Raw genomic sequence first — 21,391 nt, forward strand, 5'->3', positions numbered from 1 at the left:
CACTTAGACAGGCATCAGCGACGCTCCTAGTCTGGAAAGGAATCATCACCCCGCCGCCCGCGGCGCACACACCGGAGGACCACACCGTGGCAAAGTACTCACCCCAGGAACTGGCGGACACCCTCAAGGAAGGCCTGCTGTCCTTCCCTGTCACCTCATTCGACTCGCAGCTGCAGTTCGATGAGGAGAATTACCGCAAGCACCTGGCGTGGCAGGCGAGCTTCCCGGTAGCCGGCCTGTTCGCTGCCGGCGGCACCGGTGAAGGCTTCTCGCTGACACCGGCCGAATCGGAGCGGGTGGTGCGCACGGCAGTCGACGAAGTTGGAAACCAGGTTCCGGTCCTCGCTTCCGCCGGCGGGTCAACGGCACAGGCCATCGAAAACGCCAAGGCAGCCGAGGCCGCCGGCGCCGAAGGCATCCTCCTGCTGCCGCCGTACCTGACCGAAGCCGACCAGGCCGGCCTGACCGAACACGTCAGCGCAGTCTGCAATGCCACGTCACTTGGCGTGATCATCTACAACCGGGCCAACGCCATCTACAAGGACACCACGGTTGCCACCCTGGCCGGACGGCACGAAAACCTCATCGGCTTCAAGGACGGCGTGGGCGACCTTGAGCACGATGCCCGTGTCTACGCCAAGCTCGGCGACCGCCTGTTCTACCTGGGCGGCCTCCCCACCGCCGAAACCTTCGCGCTGCCGCTGCTGCAGCTCGGTATGAGCACCTACTCCAGCGCCATGTACAACTTCGTCCCGCAGTTCGCCCTGGACTTCTACCAGGACGTGCGCAACAACGACCGCGTGGCGGTCAACAAGAAGCTCAACGACTTCGTCATCCCTTACCTGGACATCCGCGACCGCGTGAAAGGCTACTCGGTGTCCATCGTCAAGGGCGGCCTGGATGCCATCGGCCGCTCCGCCGGACCGGTCCGCCCGCCGCTGCAGAATCTCGCCGAGCAGGACCTCGTAGACCTCAAAGCCCTCATCGCCGGCGTCTCCTGATCCTCCGTTCAAGCCCAATCAACTCCTGATCCACCCTTACTAGGAGGAACCACCGTGACCCTCACAGGACACTCACTTATTGCCGGGCAACCCGTTCCGGGCGATGGCAAGACCACTTTTGGCCTCAACCCCGCCACCAACGAGGCGCTGGAGCCCACCTACACGCTGCTCACCGGAGAGCAGCTCAAGTCAGCCACCGCCGCAGCAGCCGAAGCCTTCCCGTCCTTCAGCACCCTTGACCCCGAGACCCACGCCGGCTTCCTTGAAGCGATCGCGGACAACATCGAGGCCATTGGGGACGAGCTCATCATCCGCGCCGGCAAGGAAACCGGCCTGCCCGCTGCCCGCCTCCAAGGCGAACGGGCCCGCACCACCGGCCAGCTGCGCCTCTTCGCCGCCGTCGTCCGGCAGGGTGACTTCCGTGGCGTCCGCATCGACCCCGCCATCCCGGACCGCACCCCGCTGCCCCGGGCCGATATCCGCCAGCGCCAGATCCCACTCGGCCCCGTGGCCGTGTTCGGCGCCAGCAACTTCCCACTGGCATTCTCCACCGCGGGCGGCGACACCGCCTCCGCCCTCGCCGCAGGCTGCCCCGTGGTCTTCAAGGCACACAACGCCCACCCGGGCACCAGCGAACTCGTCGGCCACGCCGTCACAAAGGCCGTCCAGGACGCAGGCCTGCACCCGGGCGTGTTCTCCCTGGTCTACGGACCGGGCGCCAGCATCGGCCAGGCCCTCGTAGCCGACCCCGCCATCAAGGCCGTCGGGTTCACCGGCTCCCAGGCCGCCGGCGTCGCCCTGATGCGCACCGCCGCGGGCCGCCCCGAACCCATTCCCGTGTACGCGGAAATGTCCTCACTGAACCCGGTCTTCGTCTTCGAAGGTGCCCTCAAGGGTGACATCGACGCCCTCGCGCAGCAGTATGTCACCGCCGTGACCGGCAGTTCCGGCCAGCTCTGCACCTCCCCCGGCCTGCTCTTCGCCCCCGAAGGCGAGGCCGGGGACAAACTCGCAGCCGCCGTCGGCCGCGCCGTTTCCGCCTGTGCAGGGCAGACGATGCTTACCGAAGGCATCGCCAGGTCCTGGAATGCGGGCACCGCAAACCTCGGCGGCGCCGACGGTGTCCAGCTCATCGGGCAGGGCACCCCCGGCCCCACCGAGAACGCCCCCGCACCCACCATCTTCGGCACCGGCGTCACCGAATTCACCACCAACCAGGTCCTGCACGAGGAAATCTTCGGCGCGGCGTCCCTGGTGATCCGCTACAGCTCAGTGGAGGACCTCCTCGCGGCGGCCCGCCGCATCGAAGGCCAGCTCACGGCCTCGCTACAGCTCACTGAGGAGGACTACCCGACGGCGGCACGCCTCCTGCCCGTCCTCGAACAGAAGGTGGGCCGCATCATCGTCAACGGCTGGCCCACCGGTGTCGAGGTAGGCCACGCCATGGTCCACGGCGGCCCCTTCCCAGCCACCTCCGACTCCCGCACGACCTCGGTGGGGACCCTCGCCATCAACAGGTTCCTCCGCCCCGTCGCCTACCAGAACCTCCCCCAGGAACTCCTCCCGGAAGCCCTGCAGGACGGCAACCCCTGGCACCTGAACCGACGCATCGACGGCGAAACAGTGGCTGCCGCAGAAAAGGCAGAGGTGGGCGCATGAGCAACCAGCCCACCATTGCCGCCGTCGAAGTAGTGCCGGTCGCCGGGCATGACAGCATGCTGATGAACCTCAGCGGCGCGCACGGACCCTTCTTCACCCGCAACATCGCCATCATCACCGACTCCGACGGCCGGACCGGCCTTGGGGAGGTTCCCGGCGGCGAGAAGATCCGCACCACCATCGAGGAAGCCGGCGCGCTGATCAAGGGCCAGCCGGTGGCCCGCTACCGCTCGCTCCTGCGCGAAGTGGCGGCCGAGTTCGCCGACCGCGACGCCGGCGGCCGCGGCCTGCAGACGTTCGACCTGCGCACCACGGTCCACGCCGTGACCGCCGTGGAGTCGGCACTGCTGGACCTGCACGGCCAGTTCCTCGGCATTCCCGTTGCTGAACTGCTCGGCGACGGGCAGCAGCGCAGCTCAGTGCCGATGCTCGGCTACCTCTTCTTCGTCGGCGACCACGCCCGCACCGACCTGCCCTACCTCGTGGAGGACGCCCCGGCTGACCGCTGGGAAAAGCTCAGGCGCCAGGAGGCAATGACTCCGGAAGCCGTCGTCGCGCTGGCCGAAGCGGCGCAGGAGCGCTACGGCTTCAGCGACTTCAAGCTCAAGGGCGGCGTGCTGTCCGGCGACGATGAAGTGGACGTTGTGACGGCGCTGGCCAAACGCTTCCCCGAGGCCCGCGTGACGCTGGACCCCAACGGCGGCTGGCTCCTGGACGAAGCCATCCGTCTTGGCAAGAGGATGCAGGGCGTCGTGGCGTACGCCGAGGACCCGTGCGGTGCTGAGGGCCGGTTCTCCGGCCGCGAGGTCATGGCCGAGTTCCGCCGGGCCACCGGCCTGAAAACGGCAACCAACATGATCGCCACGGACTGGCGCGAGATGTCGCACGCCATCCGCACCAACGCTGTGGACATCCCGCTGGCTGACCCGCACTTCTGGACCATGCACGGCTCAGTCCGCGTGGCCCAGATGTGCCACGAGTTCGGCCTCACCTGGGGTTCGCACTCGAACAACCATTTCGACATCTCGCTGGCCATGTTCACCCACACCGGCGCCGCGGCCCCCGGCGAGATCACGGCGCTGGACACCCACTGGATCTGGCAGGATGGCCAGGGCCTCACCAAGGAACCGCTGCAGATCAAGGGCGGCGCCATCGAGGTCCCGGACGCCCCCGGCCTGGGCATCGAACTGGACCGCGAAGCTCTCGACAAGGCCCACCAGCTGTACCTGGAGCACGGCCTCGATGCCCGTGACGACAGCATCGGCATGCAGTACTACATCGACGGCTGGGCCTTCGATCCGAAGCGGCCCTGCCTCGTCCGCTAGACCCCGTTCACCGGCAGCTGTCCCCAAGCAGCTGCCCGCGGCAGCTGTCCGGTAAAGTAGTGGGGTCGCTGTGATCGGCCCCACTACTCCCCGCGCCCGCAGCAGGCCTGCGTTATCTAAACCCCCAAAGGAAACATTCAATGATGTCTGTGGACAACGCTGTCGCGGACGTGGCCTCGGCCACGAAAAAGTTCTTCAAACGCGTGCTGCCCATCATGCTGGTCATGCTGGTATGCAACCAGCTGAACCGCTCCAACATCGGTTACGCGCAAGAGCACCTCCAGGCTGATGTTGGCATTGGTGCCGCCGCCTACGGTTTCGGCGCCGGCCTGTTCTTCATCGCCTACGCCATTTTTGAACTTCCCAGCAACGTGATGATGGAAAAGTACGGCGCCAAAGTGTGGCTGGCGAGGATCATGGTCAGCTGGGGCATCGTTTCCTTCCTGATGGCGTTCGTGCAGAACGAAACGATGTTCTACGTCCTGCGCTTCCTGCTCGGAGCCGCAGAAGCAGGTTTCTTCCCGGCCGTCATCTTCTACTTCGCCCGCTGGGTGCCCGCCGGGCAGCGCGGCAAGGCCACCGCGATCTTCATCGCCGGTTCATCCATCGCCGCGGCCATTTCCGGACCCATCGCCGGGATGCTGCTCAGCCTCCACGGCGCGCTGGGCCTGCGCGGCTGGCAATGGCTCTTCGGCTTCGAAGGTGCCCTGTCAGTACTTGTGGGCATCACCGTGTTCTTCCTCCTCGACGCCAAAATCAGGGACGCCAAATGGCTCACTGTTTCCGAAAAGGACGCCCTGTCCCAGGCCATCGCAGACGAGGACGCACAGCACGCCACCGCCGACGGCGGAAAGATCAACCGCTGGAAGATGCTCCTGAACCCGCAGATCCTGCTGCTGTGCGGCATCTACTTCTCGGTACAGCTGTCCATCTATGCCAACACGTTCTGGCTGCCCAGCATCATCAAGCAGATTCCCGGCACCACCGACCTCACCGTCGGCTTCCTGTCCTCGATTCCGTGGATCTGCGCCGTATTCGCGATGTACTTCGCGGCCAAGCTGCAGGACAAGGCCAAATCCAAGAAGCCGCTGCTGGTAGCCGCACTCCTGGTCGCCGCCATCGGCACGTTCGCCGCCGCCGTCGCGTCCCCGGTGATGGCGCTGGTGTTCCTGGCCATCGCCGCCATGGGCTTCAAGAGCGCTTCGCCGCTGTTCTGGACCATCCCGCAGTCCGGGCTGCACCCGCTGGTCCTGGCTCCGGCCATCGCCATCATCAACTCGCTGGGAAACCTGGGCGGGTTCGTGGCGCCGTTCGGGTTCGGCATCATCAAGGAGCAGACCGGAAGCGTCATCCCGGGCCTGTTCGCCCTGGCCGCCGCGTCCACCATCGCCGCCGGGCTGGTGTACTTCCTGAAGGAACGGCGCAACGACACGGAACCGGCCGCCCAGGCCGGGGACCGCACCGTAGAGACGGCGGTTCCCAGCCGGGCGTAGGTGGGAGATTGCGCCTCAATCGCCGGAACAGTGCCGGGACGCTGTAGCGTTCGGGCGTCACCGCACCGTTCCGGCGTCCCGGGCGCAAACAGGCCCCAGCGCTAGGAGCCTGTGATCACCAGGGCAACGCTGTGCCCGCCGAAACCGAAGGCGTTCACCAGTCCGGCCGAGGGAGTTCCCGGCTGGAGGTGGCGGACGTCTTCGGTGACGACGTTAAGGTCCACTTCGGGGTCCAAAGCCTCCACGTTGAGGGTCCCCGGCAGCATTCCGGTCCGCAGGGCTTCCACCACCACAACGGCGGCCAGTGCACCGGCGCCACCCAGCAGGTGGCCGGTGTGGCCCTTGGTGGAAGTCACCGGGATGCCGGCGCCGAAGACGGCGTTGATGGCCTGGCCCTCAAGCCGGTCGCCCACCGGGGTGGAGGTGGCGTGGGCGTGCACGAAGCCGATGTCTTCCGCGTTCAGGCCGGCAGATTCGAGGGCTTTCTGCATCACGCGCCGCTGCATGGCGGGATCGGCGGCCACGATGTCGTTGGCGTCGGAAGTTACCGCTCCCCCGGCCACTGCCCCCAGCACCGCTGCACCGCGGGCACGCGCGTGCTCTTCGCTCTCCAGCACCACCACGCCGGCGCCCTCCGCGAGCACAAAGCCGTCCCGGCCGCCGTCGAACGGCCGTGAAGCCCGTTGGGGATCGTCGTTGCGCGTGGACAGCGCCCGGATCTGCGAGAATCCGGTGACCACCAGGTCGTTGACCGAGGCGTCCACGCCGCCGGCAATCACGACGTCGGCAGCACCGGAGCGGATCATCTCGGCTGCCTGGACAATCGCCTCAGCCCCGGAGGCGCAGGCGCTGACTGGCGTCCGGGCGCCGCCGCGGGCGCCGAGGTCGATGGACACCCAGGCCGCCGGACCGTTGACCATCAGGCGGGTCAGGGTGTGCGGAGAGACCTTGCGGGGGCCCGATGCGGCAAGGGTGCGGTCCTGTTCCAGGGTGGAGCCCAGTCCGCCGTAGGCCGAGCCGATCACCACCGCGAAGCGCTCCGGATCAACGTCCGGTGCCCCGGCCTGCTTCCAGGCTTCCCGCGCCGCGATGAGCGCCAGCTGCCCGCAGCGGTCCATGCGTTTCATCTCGCGCGTGCTGAGGTGCTCGTTGAGGTCGGCGGTGACCTGTCCTGCCATCTTGACGGGGAGCTGTTCAGCCCACTCCTCTTCCAGGGCTGCGATGCCGGACCTGCCCGCCACCAGGGCAGCCCAGGTTTCGTGCACTGATGCGCCGAGCGGGTTGACGGTGCCGACGCCGGTGACGAGCGCGCGCGGTTGGGTTGCCCCGGGTTGAAGTGCGTTCACGGTGCCTACTTTGCCGGGTTGTGGGTACCGATGGGCACCAGGGTGAGGTCGGGATGGTTCTTTTCGATGCGGCGCAGTGCCCACACGTCATTGAAGAGGGCGAGATACTCGCCGTCGGACCGCAGCAGCACCTCCGCACCAACGACGTTGGCCAGCGCAGGCATGGCGTCCGCCGTCGAAATCCTGGCCAGTGAGTAGGGCAGGCGTTCCAGCCGCATGGGCGCGCTGAAGTCGTGCGCCATGCGGTCCTCCACCACCTCGAACTGCATGGGGCCGACGGCGGCAAGCACCGGCGCCTGGTCGCCGCGGAGGTCAGAGCGGAGCAGCTGGATGACGCCCTCATGTTCGAGTTGTTCAATACCGCGGCGGAACTGCTTGAACTTGCTGGGGTCCTTGGAACGCGCCACCTGGAAGTGCTCAGGAGCGAACAGCGGGATGGCGGGGAATTCCACCGGTTCCTCGAGGAACAGGCTGTCGCCCACGCGCAGGGAGGAAGCGTTGACCAGCCCCACCACGTCCCCGGGGTAGGCCTCGTCGATGACTTCGCGTTCGCGGCCGAACACCTGCTGCGCGTACTTGGTGGCGAAGGACTTGCCGGTGCGGGTCTGGGTGACCACCATGCCGCGTTCGAATACGCCGGAGCAGACTCGGATGAAGGCCACATGGTCGCGGTGGGCCTTGTTCATGCCGGCCTGGACCTTGAAGACGAAGCCGGAGAACGGGGACTCAACGGGCCGCGGGTTGCCCTCGATGTCCGGGCGGGGAGCAGCCGGCGGGGCGAAGTCCACCAGCGCGTCCAGCAGTTCCTTGACGCCGAAGTTGAGGGCGGCGGAGCTGAACAGGATGGGGGTGGCCTTGCCGGCATGGAAGGCCTCGACGTCGAACTCAAGGTTCGATTCGATGACCAGGCCTGCCTCGTCCACGGCGTCGGACCAGTTGCTGCCCTGGGTTTCGGCCGCCTCTTCCGGGGTGAAGTACTCGGTGATGGCGATCTGGGCGCCGGCGTTGTTGCGCTGGAAGCGGGCGAACCGGTCATTGCGCAGGTCCCAGACGCCGCGGAAGTCGCCGGAGATGCCCACGGCCCAGGTCAGGGGCATCGGCTGCAGGCCGGTTCGCTCAGTGATCTCATCCATCAGGGCGAGCGCGTCCAGGCCCGGCCGGTCCCATTTGTTGATGACGGTGATGATGGGAAGGTTGCGCTGCTTGCAGACCTCGAAGAGCTTCATGGTCTGGTTTTCCAGGCCCTTGGCGGCGTCCACCAGCATCACTGCGCAGTCGACGGCGGCGAGCACCCGGTAGGTGTCCTCGGAGAAGTCTGCGTGGCCGGGGGTGTCCAGGAGGTTGATGACGGTGTCCCGGTAGGAGAACTGCAGCGCGGCGGAGCTGATGGAGATGCCGCGGTCCTTCTCCATTTGCATCCAGTCGGAGACGGTTTCCTTGCGGTTGGCCTTGCCGCTGGAGGCGCCCGCCGTGCCGATCACTTTGGCGTGCAGGGCCAGGGCTTCGGTCAGCGTCGACTTGCCGGCGTCGGGGTGGGAGATGACAGCAAAGGTCCTGCGTCGGCCCGCCTCTTTGTGAATCTCCGAGATCCGGGCGGGGGTGAGGACATCTTGGGACACGGTGCTACTTTCGCTGCGGGTGGGACTGCCCGGGCGCTTTTCGGGCACTGCGCGCCGGAGCGCTGCGGCCCGGCCGGGAAACGGACTGGCGGAAAGCCAAGTTCCAGTTTATCGCAGCGCGGCAAATCGCCGGAGGTCCGCTTAACGCCGCCGAAACCAACAGTTCAAAGCCGCGAAATGAGTGCCCGCTACCGTGACCGCATGATGACGCTTAGCAATGCCTGCAGCGCAACCTCCACGTCCCTCCGTCCTTCCATGTCCGGCAGGGAAAGGTCCTGACCGGCCGTGCACGGTATCTCTTTCCCGGGCAACCTCTTCTTCGATCCCCTGGCCACGGGGCTGGTGACGCCAGGTGGTGCCACGGGTGTACACGGGAGCGAATCCGAAGACAGTGCGGCCGCCACGCCACGGCGCCGTGCGACGCAGACCGCCGCGGAGCAGAAGGCACTCCGGGCTGCGTCGCTGGTGAAGGTCAGCAGGGACCTGGAGCGGATGGTGCGCGAGCGTACCCGCTAAGGCACAGCGCTGTATTCTGGTGCCAGTGACACTTCATTTTTCTCTGTGACCCAGAGCTTCTATAGCGGTTTCGGCCCGCTCCTCCCCGCAGGAGTGGTGATTATGTGCGCCCATTTTGGGGAACCCCGGTTCCCCTTTACTGCAGCCACTTCGAACCCCTATGCCTGGAAGATCACATGTTTAAACCTTCATCGCCCTGCACGCCGTCCGCCTCGGACCGGCAGGCGCTCCGTCCTGACTGCGCCAACTGTTTTGCCCTTTGCTGTACAGCCTTCGGGTTCAGCCGGTCTGCCGATTTCGCCGTAGACAAACCGGCAGGAACCCCGTGCAGCAACCTCGCCGCAGACTTTTCCTGCACCATCCACCACAGCTTGCGGGCCAGGGGATTCCATGGCTGCACAGTGTTTGACTGCTTTGGTGCAGGCCAGCGGGTGTCCCAGGATCTCTTCGGCGGGGAAAGCTGGCTGGAGCGACCCGCCACAAAGGAAAAGATGTCTTCAGCTTTCAAGGTTGCCAGGCAACTGCACGAGATGCTCTGGTACCTGGCAGAGGCACAGGGGCGCTGTTTCGATCCTGAGGCCTCCCGGGACGCTGCCCGGTACAGCGGCACCATCGAAAAGGTGTTCGGCGGTGGGCCGGACGAGCTGCTGGCACTGGACGTCCAGGAGCTGCACGCCGAAGTAAGGTCGCTGTTGATGGCCGTCAGCGAAGAAGTTCGAGCGTCCTACTTCGCCACGGGGGATGACCAGGACCCGGAACTTAGGCCGGGCGCCGATCTCATCGGAAAGGACTTGCGGTCCCGCCGGCTGTGCGGAGCTGATCTCAGGGGCAGCTACCTCATTGCTTCCGACCTTCGCGGCTGCGATTTGACGGCCGTGGACCTACTGGGGGCGGATCTCAGGAACGCGAAACTCCAAGGCGCGGACCTGTCCCGGGCCCTGTACTTGACCCAACCGCAGATCAATGCTGCGCGCGGTGACGTGCGTACGCTTTTGCCTGCTGACCAGGCAAGCCCTTCGCACTGGCGCTGATGGTGCGATATCAAGCGAGGCAGCCGGGAGGTGCTGGAGAAATCCAAAAAATGCACCCCCGGCTCCCCGCCGTCGAACCCTTTTTGTCCGTGTTCCAGCCACCCCCTAACGAGGCACTTTAGGGCTTGCCCGTGCGGAAGTGCGCTCTCTTGCCCCTATCATTGAGCTTGCGGGAAAATGAGCATTTTTTGATCCTGCCGGCGGAACCTGAAACCGGCATTCCTGCGGGCGTCCGGCCCGCACCTTTGAAGGGACACACTTAATGGCGCGGAGCCCCGAAGAATCTCTCAGGGCAACCCTGGCCAGAGTGGCACCCGGAACCCCCCTTCGGGACGGGCTGGAGCGGATCCTGAGGGGCCGGACCGGCGCGTTAATAGTCCTGGGCATGGACAGGACCATCGAATCCATCTGTTCCGGTGGATTCGATATCGGCATCGACTTCTCCCCTACCCGGCTCCGTGAGCTCGCCAAGATGGACGGCGCCATCATCTGCGACAAGGACGCCGGCAACATCCTCCGCGCAGCCGTCCAGCTCGTCCCCGATTCCAGCATCGAAACCCAGGAATCCGGCACCCGCCACCGCACCGCCGAACGCGTGGCCATCCAGACCGGCGTGCCCGTTATCTCTGTCAGCCAGTCCATGCAGATCATCGCCCTCTACGTCAACGGCCTGCGGCACGTCCTGGAAGGATCCGAAAAGGTCCTCGCGCGCGCCAACCAGGCCCTCGCCACCCTGGAACGCTACCGCTCCCGCCTGGACCAGGTCACCAGCTCGTTGTCCGCCCTGGAAATCGAAGCGATGGTCACTGTCCGGGATGTCGCCGTCACCCTCCAGCGGCAGGAAATGGTCCGCCGCATCTCGGAGGAAATTTCCCAGTACGTTTTGGAACTTGGCGAGGACGGCCGGCTCCTGTCGCTCCAGCTGGACGAGCTCACGGTAGGACGCGGTCCCGGAAGCGACGTGATCATCCGCGACTACGCCAGCCCCAACGCCTCCGCCGAGGACATCGAAAATGCCGTCAGCGAACTGGTGAACCTCGGCCCCACAGAGCTGATCGACCTCGGCAAAATCTCCGGCATCGTGGGGTTTGCCGGCGGCGAAGCAAACCTGGATGCCGTGGTGCAGCCACGGGGCTACCGTCTGCTGTCTGGCCTGAAAGCAGTTCCGAAGGCTGTTGCGGACCGCCTGGTGGACCACTTCGGCGGCCTGCAGTTCCTGATGGCAGCCACCATCGACGACCTCATGACCGTGGACGGCATCGGCGATCAGCGCGCCCGGACCGTGCGCGAGGGCCTTAGCCGGATGGCGGAAGCAAGCCTGCTGGACCGTTTCCTCTAAACCAATCGGCTGCCGGGTAACTGCCGTTTTGAGCGGCCAAAAGGGCAGTTACGGAGCAGACGTTTGGAGGAAGTCCGTCAGTTCAGCTGGAAGACAGCCTTCGGGCTGGCTTTGGAACCGAGCTTGGCTGTGAAGATGTAGTACGCGCCGCCGCCTCCCGGCTTGGCTTCCACGGGCTGGCAGCCTTCAACAGAACGGTTGCGCAGCCACGGGAAGTTTGCGGTTTCGCTGGCCCCCGGCGCAATGGTTTTCACCAGGTCCTCGCTCTTCGCCTGGCAATCCCTGGACGAGAAGATCCGGTCCGCGCCGCTGGTCACCAGGAATTCCATCTGCGAGGTTCCGATGTTCACCTCGCAGGGCATCGTGCCGCCGTTGGTCACCTTGAGCGTCAGCATCGGGTTTTCCTCGGGGCCGTAGGCCGCCTTGTCCGTCGAAGCCGCTACGGTCACCAGGTTCTGGTTGCACGCGGGGGTGGGTGACGGCGTGGGGGTGGGCGCCGGAGCAGAGGACGACGGCGACGCCTGGCTGGACGGGTCAGCGGACGCGGTTGCGCCGGCGGCCGGGTCTGTGGATGAGGCCTGCTCAGAGCTGCCGTTGAAGGCGCCGGCGAGGGAGAGGCCGCCCACCACCAGTGCGATCACCAGCAGCAAGGCCGCACCCAGGAACAGCCGGCGCCGGCGGTATACGGCAGGGCTCGGCTTGCGGACCGTGCTCGATCCGGATGCCGTTGTCCTGCCGCGTGATGATTCGCCTTGCCCGCCCATCCTTCTAGGCTAGAGAACGGCCGCGGATCTGCCCGGCCACCACGCCGCCCGCAGGCCCATCGCTCTGGTCACATCCAGCCAAGCGGCGGGGGCTCATTCCAGTTACGGGCTCCGGAAACTGATCCATTACAGTGTTGGGATCGACACTGAAGCCCTAATCACCGCTGCTCCTGCCCGTTTCCCCACCGGGCCGGAACTGCAGGATCTGCACACCCGGATCAACACCTGGTTCGCCGGCATTGCCCGCGAACTGCCCTGGCGCGAGCCTGCCTGTTCCGCCTGGGGTGTGCTGGTCAGTGAGATCATGCTGCAGCAAACCCCGGTGGTCCGGGTGCTGCCGGTCTGGCACGAATGGCTGAAGCGCTGGCCCACTCCGGCCGGCCTGGCAGGCGAGCCTGCGGGCGAGGCTGTGCGCTCCTGGGGCCGGCTGGGTTATCCGCGCAGGGCCCTGCGGCTGCACGCGGCAGCAGTTGCCATCGTCGAAGAGCACGGCGGCAAGGTTCCGGACAACTACGCCGAACTGCTGGCGTTGCCCGGCGTGGGCAGTTACACGGCCGCGGCGGTGGCGGCCTTCGCCTACGGTCGCCGCGAAACCGTAGTGGACACCAACATCAGGCGGGTCCACGCCCGGTTGATCTCCGGTACTGCACTTCCGGCGCCGGCACTTACGGCCGCGGAGATGCGGCTCGCCGCGCAGCTCCTCCCGGACGACGACGGCACGTCAGTCCGCTGGAACGCCGCAGTAATGGAGCTCGGGGCGCTGGTGTGCACAGCCCGCGCGCCCAGGTGCGGCGACTGCCCGGTCCGGGACTCCTGTGCCTGGCGGGCCGCTGGTGAGCCGCCGCCGTCGTACATTCCCAAGGGACAGGCGTGGCACGGCACTGACCGCCAGGTGCGCGGAGCCGTGATGGCCGTGCTGCGGGTGGCTGATGCGCCGGTGCCTGCGGAGATGTTCCAGCGGGAGCCGGCGGACCTGGGTTTCGCGCCGGAGGGTATCGGCGTGCCCCTTGCGGCCCTGCACCGGTTCAACTCCGCCCCCGAGCAGCTCGAGCGGGCACTGGCAGGGCTGCTGGCCGACGGCCTGGCCGAAGTCCACCACGGCGGATACCGGCTCCCCGCATAGACCCATCCTGAACCACGCCGTGGCCACCATAACGATGTTTGCATCACTTCGCCGCTGACCGGAGGCAGGCGCCGTCCCCGGCTTTACGCTGAAGTATGGGCAAGCGCGGGCTGCTTTTGGCGCTGGTTACGACGGCGGGACTGGCCACTGCGTGCGGGCCCGGTCCCGGCGCGGTCCCCTGCCCGGCCATCGCCCAGGCCACCGCTGTTTCGGTCACCGTCGCCGCCGGCTACGCGCCGCAGGTGGAGAAGCTGCACCTGTTGGCCTGCCAGGACGGGCAGTGCAAGGAAGAAGATGTAGAGCTGCGCCCCGGCAGCGCGTCGATCGACCAGGGCTGCACACCGGAGGGCGTCTGCTCCGCCACAGCGTCGCCGGACGGGACGAAGATTGCCGCACTGTTCCTGGAAACCCTGACGGAATCCCCCATGACAGTTACGGCTTCCGGAACGGCCCCTGACGGATCACCCCTGCCCGTCCGGACGCTGGATTTCCGGCCGCGGGGCGACTATCCCTTCGGGGAGCAGTGCGGCAGGTTCATTTCTGCGTCCGTGCTGCTGGACGCCGAGGGACTGCGGGAAAAGATCTGACCCTAGAACAGGGCAGGCTGGCCGAAGTTGTCCTCTTCGGAAGACGCGGGGCCGCCGGCTCCGGCCGCCTCTTCCGGCAACCACTCAAAGCCCAGGTCGGCGAGGAGTTCCTCGACGGATATCTGCCCCTCCAGCACTGCAATTTCCGGGGTGTTGTCTTCGAGGTCGAGCCGTTCCATGGCATCGAGCATATTCGCAGGAGTCCGCTCCGGCGGTGCGAACACACCGCCGGGCCGTCATTCGGGTTGTTCAGGCACTCCCGACGGGCCTACGGCTCGCCGAAGCCCGCCTGCACCAGCCCGCCGACGTAGTTCACGGCGCGTTCGGCATCCACGCCCCAGGCTTCGATATGCAGTACGGATCCCTTGCCCGCCGCCAGGGTCATCAGCGCGGTCATGGAGGTGGCGTCCACGCCGTTGACCTGGACTTCGGCGTCCAGGGACGAGAGGCCGCCGGCGATTTTGGCCGCCGGCCGCGCATGCATGCCTGCCTGGTTGATGAGCTCGAAGTCGCCGGTGAAGTCCGGGCCGGACCCGGTGACGGAACCTTCCGCCACCTCCTGGACTGCAGGGTTTTCGGGGTGCCGGACCGGGCCGCGGACGCCTTCCGCTGCCCGCTTGACCGCCTGTACGTCCCCGCCGCCCTGGGCCGCCACCGCTGCGGCCACGAGACCTTCCACCAGGGGCGCGTCCGCCAGCACCACCCCGGCGGGGTTTTCTACGAATTCCAGCGCCGATTCCGCGGTCATCACGGCCGAGCCCAGATCGGTGAGGATCACCGCACCACCGCCGTTGGGCACGTTGTCCAGCGCGGCCATCACCTTCTCCAGGCTGGTGCCGATCCGTCCATCGGTGGTGCCGCCGGCTGGCAGGATCACGACGTCAGGCGCCATTTGCGCGGCAAGTTCCGCGGCGCCGTCGGCAATCTTTTCACTATGGGAAACCACCACGATGCTGACGGTCACGCAGCCGCCTTCGCCGCAGCGCGCATGATGAGGGCGCTGGAAGCCGCACCGGGATCGCGATGGCCAGCGCTCCGCTCCCCGAGGTAGCTGGCCCGCCCTTTCCGTGCCACCAGCGGATCGGTGGCCACCGCCCCCGCCTCCGCGGCCTCGGCGGCGGCAACCAGGACGGTCAACGGATCCGTGCTGCCGTTTGCGGCCGCATGGCCTGCTGCTTCGGCCGCCGGTGTCCAGGCATCCACCATGGTTTTGTCCCCCGGTTCCGCTTTCCCGCGGGCCACGATCCCGTCCCGGGCCGCGGTGAGGGCGCCGGCCCAGGCGGCGGGATCGATCTCTGCGGCGTCGCCCAGTGACGTTGCCGCGCGCAGGAATGCCGTGCCGTACAGCGGTCCGGCAGCGCCGCCCACCTTGGACATCAGGGTCATTGCCGTGAGCTTCAAGGCCGCACCCGGGGTTTCGGGTGGTGATTCAGCCAGCTTGTCCAGCACTGCCTGGAACCCGCGGTCCATGTTCTCGCCGTGGTCCGAATCCCCGATGGCCCGGTCCAGCTCGATCAGCTCCACCCGGTGCTCCGCCATGGCCTGCGCGCACAGCGTCAGCCACTTCACCGTCCAGTTGACATCCAGGACCACGGCTACACGCCCCAACGCAGTGCTGCAGTGTGTACCGGCGCGTCCCACAGTTCCGTCATTTCGTCGTCGAGCCTCAGCACGGAGATGGAGCAGCCCTGCATTTCCAGCGCGGTGATGTAGTTGCCCACCAGGGAGCGCTCGATGGCGGCACCGCGGCTTGCGAGCACCTGCGCGGCCCGCCGGTACACAATGTACAACTCGCTCAGCGGAGTGCCGCCCATGCCGTTGACGAACAACAGCACCTTGTCTCCGGAGGTGATCTCCAGATCGGACAGCACCGGTTCCAGCAGCCGGTCGGTGATCCCGTCAGCATTCTCCATGGGGATGCGGTGCCGGCCGGGCTCGCCATGGATCCCAATGCCGATCTCGATTTCGTCCTCGGCCAGGTCGAAGCTTGGCGAGCCCGCGTGCGGGACGGTGCAGGCAGACAGTGCCACACCCATGGTGCGGACGTTGCTGTTGACCCGTTCTCCGATCGCGGCCACCGCATCCAGATCGTCACCCCGTTCGGCTGCAGCACCGGCGATCTTCTCCACCAACACCGTTCCGCCCACGCCGCGGCGGCCCGCCGTGTACAGCGAGTCCTCCACGGCCACGTCGTCGTTGACCAGGACAGTCCGTACGTTCACGCCCTCAGCCTCGGAAAGTTCCGCTGCGGTTTCAAAGTTCAGTACGTCACCGGTGTAGTTCTTAACGATGTGCACGACGCCGGCACCTGAGTTGACGGCGAGCGTCGCCGGGAGGATCTGGTCCGGCGTGGGCGAGGTGAACACAGCCCCCGGGACGGCGGCGTCGAGCATGCCCCTGCCCACGAAGCCGGCGTGCAGCGGTTCGTGGCCGCTGCCGCCACCCGAGACGAGTCCTACTTTCCCATTGACCGGCGCGTCCTTGCGTGTGATGTACGTGGGATCTGAACTGACGTTTACAAGGTCTGCGTGCGCCTGGCCGAAACCCTGCACTGATTCCTCAACTACCGTCTTTGGATCGTTGATGAGCTTTTTCATGGCGTTGCTCCTGGCATGGTTCCTGGAGGGTGACATTTCCGACCCTACTACCGGCAGGCGGCGGGGCGGTAGGGTGCGGACCCGCCGAGGTACAGAAAAGGGACAGCCCCCAATGACTGTCCCTTTCCCTGGGCCCCCCAACCCGGCCACAGTCAGTTTATCCATCAAATCGATTAAAACAAAGCTGGTCAGATGGATGCAATAGTTGTTTTTACCTGACGGGAGGGTGGCTCGGCGGGCCAGGGTAGCTTCCCTGAGTTGGGTTCAGCGGGTACTTCCGGCGAGCAGTCTCGTCAGAGGAACTTGATCATCCGGGTGTTGCCAAGGGTGTTCGGCTTCACCCGCGCGAGATCCAGGAACTCCGCCACACCTTCGTCATGGGACCGGAGCAGCTCCGAGTAAACGGTGGGGTCAACGGCGGACTGGTCTGCCATGACTTCAAAGCCGTGGCGCTTGAAGAAGTCCACTTCGAAGGTCAGGCAAAAGACGCGTGCCACTCCCAATGCACGGGCTTCCTCAAGCAGGCTCTCCACCAGTACGTGGCCAACACCGCGCCCGCGCCAGTCTTCGGAAGCAGCCAAGGTGCGCACCTCGGCCAGGTCTTCCCACATCACGTGGAGCGCTCCGCAGCCGATCACGTCGCCGTTGTCCGCCTCGGCGATGCGGAACTCCTGCAGGCTCTCGTAATACGCCACTGTTTCCTTGGCCATCAGAATCCGTTGCTCAGCCAGCGGCGCAACAAGTTTCTTGATAGCGGACACGTCGCTGGTGCGGGCTGGGCGGATATGGAAGGAGTCAGTCACAGAGCAATCCTAGTTGCCGCAATTGGCCACACGGCTGCAGCTACCTGATTTCGTCATACGGCGGATGAGATGAAGATTTGCTTGCCCTCGGCTGGGAGAAGCGGGGCTGATAGCGAAGAGTTAGCAGTTCACATCCGGCGGCGTTTGCGGACGCGGGCTGGCAACAACCAGTGTTGCGGATGTTATCCACGTCACCTTAAAGGTGCAGCCGCACGACCCGGAGGAAAAATGGCCATAGGCTCCCCCACGCTGACCGATGAACCATTAGCGCAAGACGAGAAACAGGGCCTTCGGCGGTCCATGGAGGCCCGCCACCTGGTGATGATCGCCATGGGAGGTGTCATAGGGTCCGGCCTGTTCCTCAGTTCCGGCTACACCATCGCGCAGGCGGGGCCGCTGGGAGCGATCATCGCCTATCTCCTCGGCGCCGTGGTGGTGTACATGGTGATGGCGTGCCTGGGTGAGCTGGCGGTGGCGTACCCGGTGTCCGGTGCCTTCCACATCTACGCAGCCAGGTCCATAGGTCCCGCCACCGGCTTTGCCACCGCCTGGCTTTACTGGCTCTGCTGGGCGGTTGCCCTGGGTTCGGAGTTCACCGCGGCCGGGCTTTTGATGCAGCGCTGGTTCCCGCAGGTGGACGTGTGGGTCTGGTGCCTCGTTTTTGCGGCCGTGCTGTTTACGCTCAATGCGATCTCTTCCCGCGTCTTTGGTGAATCGGAGTTCTGGTTCGCGCTGATAAAGGTGGCCGCCGTCATTGGACTCATTGTCCTGGGCGGGGCGGCGTTGCTCGGCTTTCATCCGCTGGCTGAGAATGGCTACCCGCTCCTGGGTGAAAACCTCAATACACCGCAGGGTCTGTTTCCCAACGGAATTACCGGCGTCCTGATCACCACGCTTGCTGTCTTCTACGCATTCTCCGGGTCCGAACTGATTGGTGTGGCGGCAGGGGAAACGGCCAACCCCGCCGTCAATATTCCAAAGGCGATGCGGACCACCGTTATCCGCCTGATGATTTTCTTTGTTGGCGCCATCGCTGTTATCGCCGGTACGGTGCCGTACGAGGAAACGTCCCTGGAACAAAGCCCCTTTGTCACGGTCTTCTCGCAGCTTGGCATTCCCTACGCCGCCGACGTCATGAATTTCGTCATCATCACTGCCCTTTTGTCGGCCGGGAACTGCGGCCTGTTTTCCTGCGCCCGGATGCTTTTCTCCCTGGCGGATGAAGGCCATGCCCCCAAGGCCCTGCAAAAACTCACAAAGCGCGGCATCCCCCTGCTTGCCCTGTGCGTGAGCATGCTGGGCGGCCTGGCGTCACTGATCAGCAGCGTAGTGGCACCGACCACCGTCTACCTGGTCCTGGTCTCCGTTGCCGGTTTCGCAACGGTGGGCGTCTGGATGTCCATCACGGCGGCCCATTTCTTCCACCGCCGGAATTTCCTGCGCGCAGGCGGCGACCCAACGTCGCTCCCCTACCGGGCGCCGCTCTTCCCGCTGCTGCCCATAGCCGCGTTTATCCTCTGCGTCATCTCCCTGATAGGAATAGGCTTCGACCCCACCCAAGCAACAGCCCTGTACTTCGGAATCCCCTTCGTAGCAGCCTGCTACGCCTACTTCCACTTCAAACACGGCCGAGGAAAGAAAGAAACCCGCGAACCCAAGGTCCTGGTGGATACGGAAGACGCCCCCTAACCCCAACTGAAGGGGGCCGCACCGCCCGGAACCCATTGTGTGCCCAGCCAACTGTGGACGAGAGGCGCGAGGGCGGTGACTCAGCCCCTGTTCTAAACGACGCCAGGACGAGGTGAAGGAGGCTGGGACATTTACGTAGCTTGCATGAGGGCCCACACTGGCAGGGTTCCCTGGCCGAGCTTGCGAGGCCAGGGAACCAGTGGGGATGAAGGAGCAGCACGCGGGAAATGTCCCAGCCTCCGGGCCGGACCCAGCCGGGAGGGGCACTCAGAACGCCAGAAGCGGCACCGGAGTAAGCGCTGCTAGAGACCCAGCTCGGAAGGAAGAGGTGCATCCTGGTCCAGGACGTTCCGGGCCAGGAAGTGTTCTACGACCCCGTACCAGACCTTCGTATGCTGCGGCCGCAGCACCCAGTGGTTCTCGTCGGGGAAGTATAGGAAGCGGTGCGGGGTGCGGCCGTCCTGGTCGGCGGCGAGCTGGGACTTGGACAGCAGTTCGTACCAAAGCCTCAGCCCCTCGCCGATCGGGACGCGGTAGTCCTTGTCGCCGTGGATCACGAGCATGGGGGTGCTGATTTTTTCGACGTGTTGGTGCGGCGAGTTCTCCCGCGCCATCTCTTCGGTCATTTCCTTGAGCCAGTATTGGGAGGCGTCCGTGGTGGGACCGAACTGGTCCAGCGCCCAAAGGCTGGCATGGGTCACCACGGCCTTGAACCTGTCGGTCTGGCCGGCGACCCAGTTGGCCATGTAGCCGCCGAAGGAGCCGCCCATGGCGGCGGTGCGTTCTGCGTCGATATCGGGCCGGACCACGGCGGCATCAGTTACCGCCATGAGATCGGTGAACGGCGTCTTGCCCCAGGCACCCCACCCGCGCTGGATGTAGTTCTGGCCGTAACCGGTAGAGAGTGCAGGGTCCGGCAGGAGCACAGCGTAGCCCTTGGCGGTGAGCAGCCAGGGGTTCCAGCGCCAGGTCCAGGCATTCCAGGAGCCCAGCGGGCCGCCGTGGATCCACAGGAGCATCGGAGCCGGGCACTCCGCGGAGGCCCCCTGGGGCAGCGCCAGGTAGGCCGGAACGCGTGTACCGTCAGCCGCTGTGGCCGCGATCCGTTCAAGCCTGCCGGAGCGGACGGGACGGTCCGCAGGGGCAGGCAGGCGCGTCGTTTCCCCGGTCTGCAGGTCAATGCGCACCGCCTCGGGCGGGAACTCGTACGAACTGCGGAGCGCATAGGCGTGGCGCCCGTCGGGTGAAATTACGACGTCGGTGTAGGCCGCCGGGTCCTGCGTCACCCGGGAAACGCCCACCTCAGCGGCAGCAGCCGGAACGCTGATCCGGAAAACTGGCGACGCGCCGTCGTCGTCCGCTGTGACCAGGAGGGCGGAACCATCCGGCAGCCAGGCTGCGGGCTTGGCCCAGCGGTCCCAGTCGTGCGCGAGGGGTGTCAGCCGGGCCGTTCCGGGCTCCGACTCGTCGGCTACGTCCAGGAGGTGCAGTTTGACCTGGGGAGCCTGGTGGGGGGTGCTGTCGCTCTCGCTGACCACCACCAGGGTGTTTCCGTCCGGGCTGACGGGGCCCGGGAAGTAGCTCATGCCCTCGTGGTCCAGGAGTATCTTGGTGGTTCCGGATGCTGCGTCAACTGCCACCAGGATGGAGCGGCTGTCTGCCTTTGCCAGCGGCCTGGTGTAGCTCGTGTAGATGGTCCGGCCGTCGGGGCTGACAGAGGTCTCGGCTTCGCGCAGCCGTGGTCCCGCGTCCGGGGTGAGGTTCCGCATTGCCAGCGGGGCGGCGGCGTCCACGGTGGCGGGCTTCCCGGGTTCCTGCTCTTTTCCGGGCTCGACGGCGAAGAGCCGCGGCTGCCCGGGCCCCAGGTCCGCGTCCCAGTACCGCACCGGATATTCGCTGTGCAGGATGGCCGAGACTTTGTTGTCCTTGCGCGCTTTGCGGCGTTCGCCGTCGTCTGCCTCGTCCGCCGAACCGGCGAGTACTTCCGCCACCACGAAGGTTGCGTCAGCGTTCCTGGCAGTCAGTACCGAGGCCACACCGCCGGGCCGGTTGAGCACCACGCGGGCCTCGCCGCCGCCGGCCGGCAGCAGCCAGAGGGCGTTGACGGGATCGCCCTCGGGGCTTTCGGGGTCCGGCCGCGCGGAGGTGAAGTAGACGTCGCCGTTGGCTGCGAACGCCGCCCCGGCCTCGCCCTTGGCGCTGCGGGTAATCCGGCGCGCCTGCTTCTGCCCGGCAGGATCAAGCTCCCACAACGCTGTGGCATATTCGGTGCCTTTGCCATTCAGGGTGGCCACGGTAGTGACCAGCCGCGTGCCGTCCGGGCTCAATGCCAGCCCGCTCACCCGCGGAATGGCGAGGTAATGGTCAAGATCGTGAAAAGGAGTCAAAGGTCGCTCATCCGGGATCGCCGGTTCCAAGTTAGCCATGCCCCCGATTCAACCCGAGTTGTGCTTCCCGTCACAACCGCCACGCTCACTTGGGTTTGTCTCCGTAGCCAAG

General features: G+C 66.0%; 20 protein-coding genes. 10 read left to right on the top strand and 10 right to left on the bottom strand.

Annotation, left to right across the window (positions count from 1 at the left end; translation table 11 throughout):
• The first annotated feature begins 86 nt into the window (after positions 1-86).
• The 4 genes from kdgD to AC3A4Z_RS14020 all read left to right on the top strand — a co-directional run bounded on the left by kdgD (position 87) and on the right by AC3A4Z_RS14020 (position 5,478).
• Complete coding sequence (kdgD, locus tag AC3A4Z_RS14005; protein WP_498712184.1) at positions 87-1,001, top strand: 5-dehydro-4-deoxyglucarate dehydratase; 915 nt, start codon at positions 87-89, stop codon at positions 999-1,001.
• 54 nt (positions 1,002-1,055) lie between these two features.
• The gene (locus AC3A4Z_RS14010; RefSeq protein WP_498712186.1) at positions 1,056-2,660 is read left to right on the top strand and encodes an aldehyde dehydrogenase (NADP(+)); all 1,605 of its coding nucleotides are present in this window, start codon (positions 1,056-1,058) and stop codon (positions 2,658-2,660) included.
• Positions 2,657-3,985, top strand: coding sequence for an enolase C-terminal domain-like protein (locus AC3A4Z_RS14015; RefSeq protein ID WP_498712188.1), 1,329 nt, complete (start codon positions 2,657-2,659; stop codon positions 3,983-3,985). Before AC3A4Z_RS14010 ends, AC3A4Z_RS14015 begins: the two co-directional genes overlap by 4 nt.
• 140 nt (positions 3,986-4,125) lie before the next feature.
• Positions 4,126-5,478, top strand: coding sequence for an MFS transporter (locus tag AC3A4Z_RS14020; RefSeq protein ID WP_498712190.1), 1,353 nt, complete (start codon positions 4,126-4,128; stop codon positions 5,476-5,478).
• Positions 5,479-5,579: 101 nt separating this feature from the next.
• Here the strand turns inward: AC3A4Z_RS14020 and AC3A4Z_RS14025 are convergent, their stop codons facing one another.
• Positions 5,580-6,824, bottom strand: coding sequence for a beta-ketoacyl-[acyl-carrier-protein] synthase family protein (locus tag AC3A4Z_RS14025; RefSeq protein WP_498712192.1), 1,245 nt, complete (start codon positions 6,822-6,824; stop codon positions 5,580-5,582).
• Positions 6,825-6,829: 5 nt separating this feature from the next.
• Entirely contained in the window at positions 6,830-8,443 is a 1,614-nt protein-coding gene (locus tag AC3A4Z_RS14030; RefSeq protein WP_498712193.1) for a peptide chain release factor 3, read from the bottom strand.
• A gap of 285 nt (positions 8,444-8,728) precedes the next feature.
• Between AC3A4Z_RS14030 and AC3A4Z_RS14035 the strand changes: the two genes are divergently transcribed.
• Positions 8,729-8,959: a hypothetical protein gene (locus AC3A4Z_RS14035; RefSeq protein ID WP_498712195.1), complete on the top strand. Its 231-nt coding sequence runs from the start codon at positions 8,729-8,731 to the stop codon at positions 8,957-8,959.
• 172 nt (positions 8,960-9,131) lie between these two features.
• On the opposite strand, the gene AC3A4Z_RS14040 is transcribed toward AC3A4Z_RS14035, so the two are convergent.
• On the bottom strand, positions 9,132-9,467 hold the full coding sequence (locus tag AC3A4Z_RS14040; RefSeq protein ID WP_498712196.1) for a hypothetical protein: 336 nt from the start codon (positions 9,465-9,467) through the stop codon (positions 9,132-9,134).
• On the opposite strand from AC3A4Z_RS14040, the gene AC3A4Z_RS14045 reads away from it, so the two are divergent.
• Both AC3A4Z_RS14045 and disA read left to right on the top strand, forming a co-directional pair.
• Positions 9,451-9,990, top strand: a complete 540-nt coding sequence (locus AC3A4Z_RS14045) for a pentapeptide repeat-containing protein (protein ID WP_498712197.1) — start codon at positions 9,451-9,453, stop codon at positions 9,988-9,990. The two genes, AC3A4Z_RS14040 and AC3A4Z_RS14045, sit on opposite strands and share 17 nt — an antisense overlap.
• A 262-nt stretch (positions 9,991-10,252) precedes the next feature.
• Positions 10,253-11,329: a DNA integrity scanning diadenylate cyclase DisA gene (disA, locus tag AC3A4Z_RS14050; protein ID WP_498712199.1), complete on the top strand. Its 1,077-nt coding sequence runs from the start codon at positions 10,253-10,255 to the stop codon at positions 11,327-11,329.
• Positions 11,330-11,406: 77 nt separating this feature from the next.
• Here disA and AC3A4Z_RS14055 read toward each other — a convergent pair whose 3' ends face one another.
• Positions 11,407-12,093, bottom strand: a complete 687-nt coding sequence (locus AC3A4Z_RS14055) for a hypothetical protein (RefSeq protein ID WP_498712202.1) — start codon at positions 12,091-12,093, stop codon at positions 11,407-11,409.
• A gap of 304 nt (positions 12,094-12,397) precedes the next feature.
• Here AC3A4Z_RS14055 and AC3A4Z_RS14060 point away from each other — a divergent pair, with 304 nt between their 5' ends.
• Both AC3A4Z_RS14060 and AC3A4Z_RS14065 read left to right on the top strand, forming a co-directional pair.
• Positions 12,398-13,216, top strand: a complete 819-nt coding sequence (locus AC3A4Z_RS14060; RefSeq protein ID WP_498712204.1) for an HhH-GPD family protein — start codon at positions 12,398-12,400, stop codon at positions 13,214-13,216.
• 95 nt (positions 13,217-13,311) lie between these two features.
• Positions 13,312-13,803: a hypothetical protein gene (locus AC3A4Z_RS14065; protein ID WP_498712206.1), complete on the top strand. Its 492-nt coding sequence runs from the start codon at positions 13,312-13,314 to the stop codon at positions 13,801-13,803.
• Positions 13,804-13,805: 2 nt separating this feature from the next.
• Here AC3A4Z_RS14065 and AC3A4Z_RS14070 read toward each other — a convergent pair whose 3' ends face one another.
• From AC3A4Z_RS14070 to AC3A4Z_RS14090, 5 genes are all read right to left on the bottom strand, one after another.
• Positions 13,806-13,982 (bottom strand): hypothetical protein, encoded by a 177-nt coding sequence (locus tag AC3A4Z_RS14070; RefSeq protein WP_498712208.1) that lies wholly within the window; start codon positions 13,980-13,982, stop codon positions 13,806-13,808.
• An 89-nt stretch (positions 13,983-14,071) separates the two neighbouring features.
• Positions 14,072-14,767, bottom strand: coding sequence for a dihydroxyacetone kinase phosphoryl donor subunit DhaM (gene dhaM, locus AC3A4Z_RS14075; RefSeq protein WP_498712210.1), 696 nt, complete (start codon positions 14,765-14,767; stop codon positions 14,072-14,074).
• Complete coding sequence (gene dhaL / locus AC3A4Z_RS14080) at positions 14,764-15,396, bottom strand: dihydroxyacetone kinase subunit DhaL (RefSeq protein WP_498712211.1); 633 nt, start codon at positions 15,394-15,396, stop codon at positions 14,764-14,766. Before dhaL ends, dhaM begins: the two co-directional genes overlap by 4 nt.
• A gap of 2 nt (positions 15,397-15,398) precedes the next feature.
• Positions 15,399-16,400 carry a dihydroxyacetone kinase subunit DhaK gene (dhaK, locus tag AC3A4Z_RS14085; RefSeq protein ID WP_498712213.1) on the bottom strand — a complete coding sequence of 334 codons (1,002 nt, stop codon included), beginning with the start codon at positions 16,398-16,400 and terminating at the stop codon, positions 15,399-15,401.
• 293 nt (positions 16,401-16,693) lie between these two features.
• Complete coding sequence (locus AC3A4Z_RS14090; protein ID WP_050056715.1) at positions 16,694-17,203, bottom strand: amino-acid N-acetyltransferase; 510 nt, start codon at positions 17,201-17,203, stop codon at positions 16,694-16,696.
• Positions 17,204-17,431: 228 nt separating this feature from the next.
• Here AC3A4Z_RS14090 and AC3A4Z_RS14095 point away from each other — a divergent pair, with 228 nt between their 5' ends.
• A complete protein-coding gene (locus AC3A4Z_RS14095) occupies positions 17,432-18,892 on the top strand; it encodes an amino acid permease (RefSeq protein ID WP_493971188.1) in 1,461 nt (486 codons plus the stop codon).
• A 302-nt stretch (positions 18,893-19,194) separates the two neighbouring features.
• On the opposite strand, the gene AC3A4Z_RS14100 is transcribed toward AC3A4Z_RS14095, so the two are convergent.
• Positions 19,195-21,318, bottom strand: a complete 2,124-nt coding sequence (locus tag AC3A4Z_RS14100) for an alpha/beta fold hydrolase (RefSeq protein ID WP_498712216.1) — start codon at positions 21,316-21,318, stop codon at positions 19,195-19,197.
• Between the last annotated feature and the right edge of the window lie 73 nt (positions 21,319-21,391).

It is taken from the genome of Arthrobacter sp. Soil_C_49, from assembly GCF_057656635.1.

What these genes read in the sequence shown, in the direction of transcription:
- AC3A4Z_RS14045 (WP_498712197.1), top strand. Translation starts at nt 9,451, where the DNA reads ATGTCTTCAGCTTTCAAGGTTGCCAGGCAACTGCACGAGATGCTCTGG.
- AC3A4Z_RS14055 (WP_498712202.1), bottom strand. Translation starts at nt 12,093, where the DNA reads ATGGGCGGGCAAGGCGAATCATCACGCGGCAGGACAACGGCATCCGGA.
- AC3A4Z_RS14070 (WP_498712208.1), bottom strand. Translation starts at nt 13,982, where the DNA reads ATGGAACGGCTCGACCTCGAAGACAACACCCCGGAAATTGCAGTGCTG.
- AC3A4Z_RS14015 (WP_498712188.1), top strand. Translation starts at nt 2,657, where the DNA reads ATGAGCAACCAGCCCACCATTGCCGCCGTCGAAGTAGTGCCGGTCGCC.
- AC3A4Z_RS14095 (WP_493971188.1), top strand. Translation starts at nt 17,432, where the DNA reads ATGGCCATAGGCTCCCCCACGCTGACCGATGAACCATTAGCGCAAGAC.
- dhaK (WP_498712213.1), bottom strand. Translation starts at nt 16,400, where the DNA reads ATGAAAAAGCTCATCAACGATCCAAAGACGGTAGTTGAGGAATCAGTG.
- AC3A4Z_RS14065 (WP_498712206.1), top strand. Translation starts at nt 13,312, where the DNA reads ATGGGCAAGCGCGGGCTGCTTTTGGCGCTGGTTACGACGGCGGGACTG.
- AC3A4Z_RS14100 (WP_498712216.1), bottom strand. Translation starts at nt 21,318, where the DNA reads ATGGCTAACTTGGAACCGGCGATCCCGGATGAGCGACCTTTGACTCCT.
- AC3A4Z_RS14060 (WP_498712204.1), top strand. Translation starts at nt 12,398, where the DNA reads ATGCTGCAGCAAACCCCGGTGGTCCGGGTGCTGCCGGTCTGGCACGAA.
- disA (WP_498712199.1), top strand. Translation starts at nt 10,253, where the DNA reads ATGGCGCGGAGCCCCGAAGAATCTCTCAGGGCAACCCTGGCCAGAGTG.
- AC3A4Z_RS14020 (WP_498712190.1), top strand. Translation starts at nt 4,126, where the DNA reads ATGATGTCTGTGGACAACGCTGTCGCGGACGTGGCCTCGGCCACGAAA.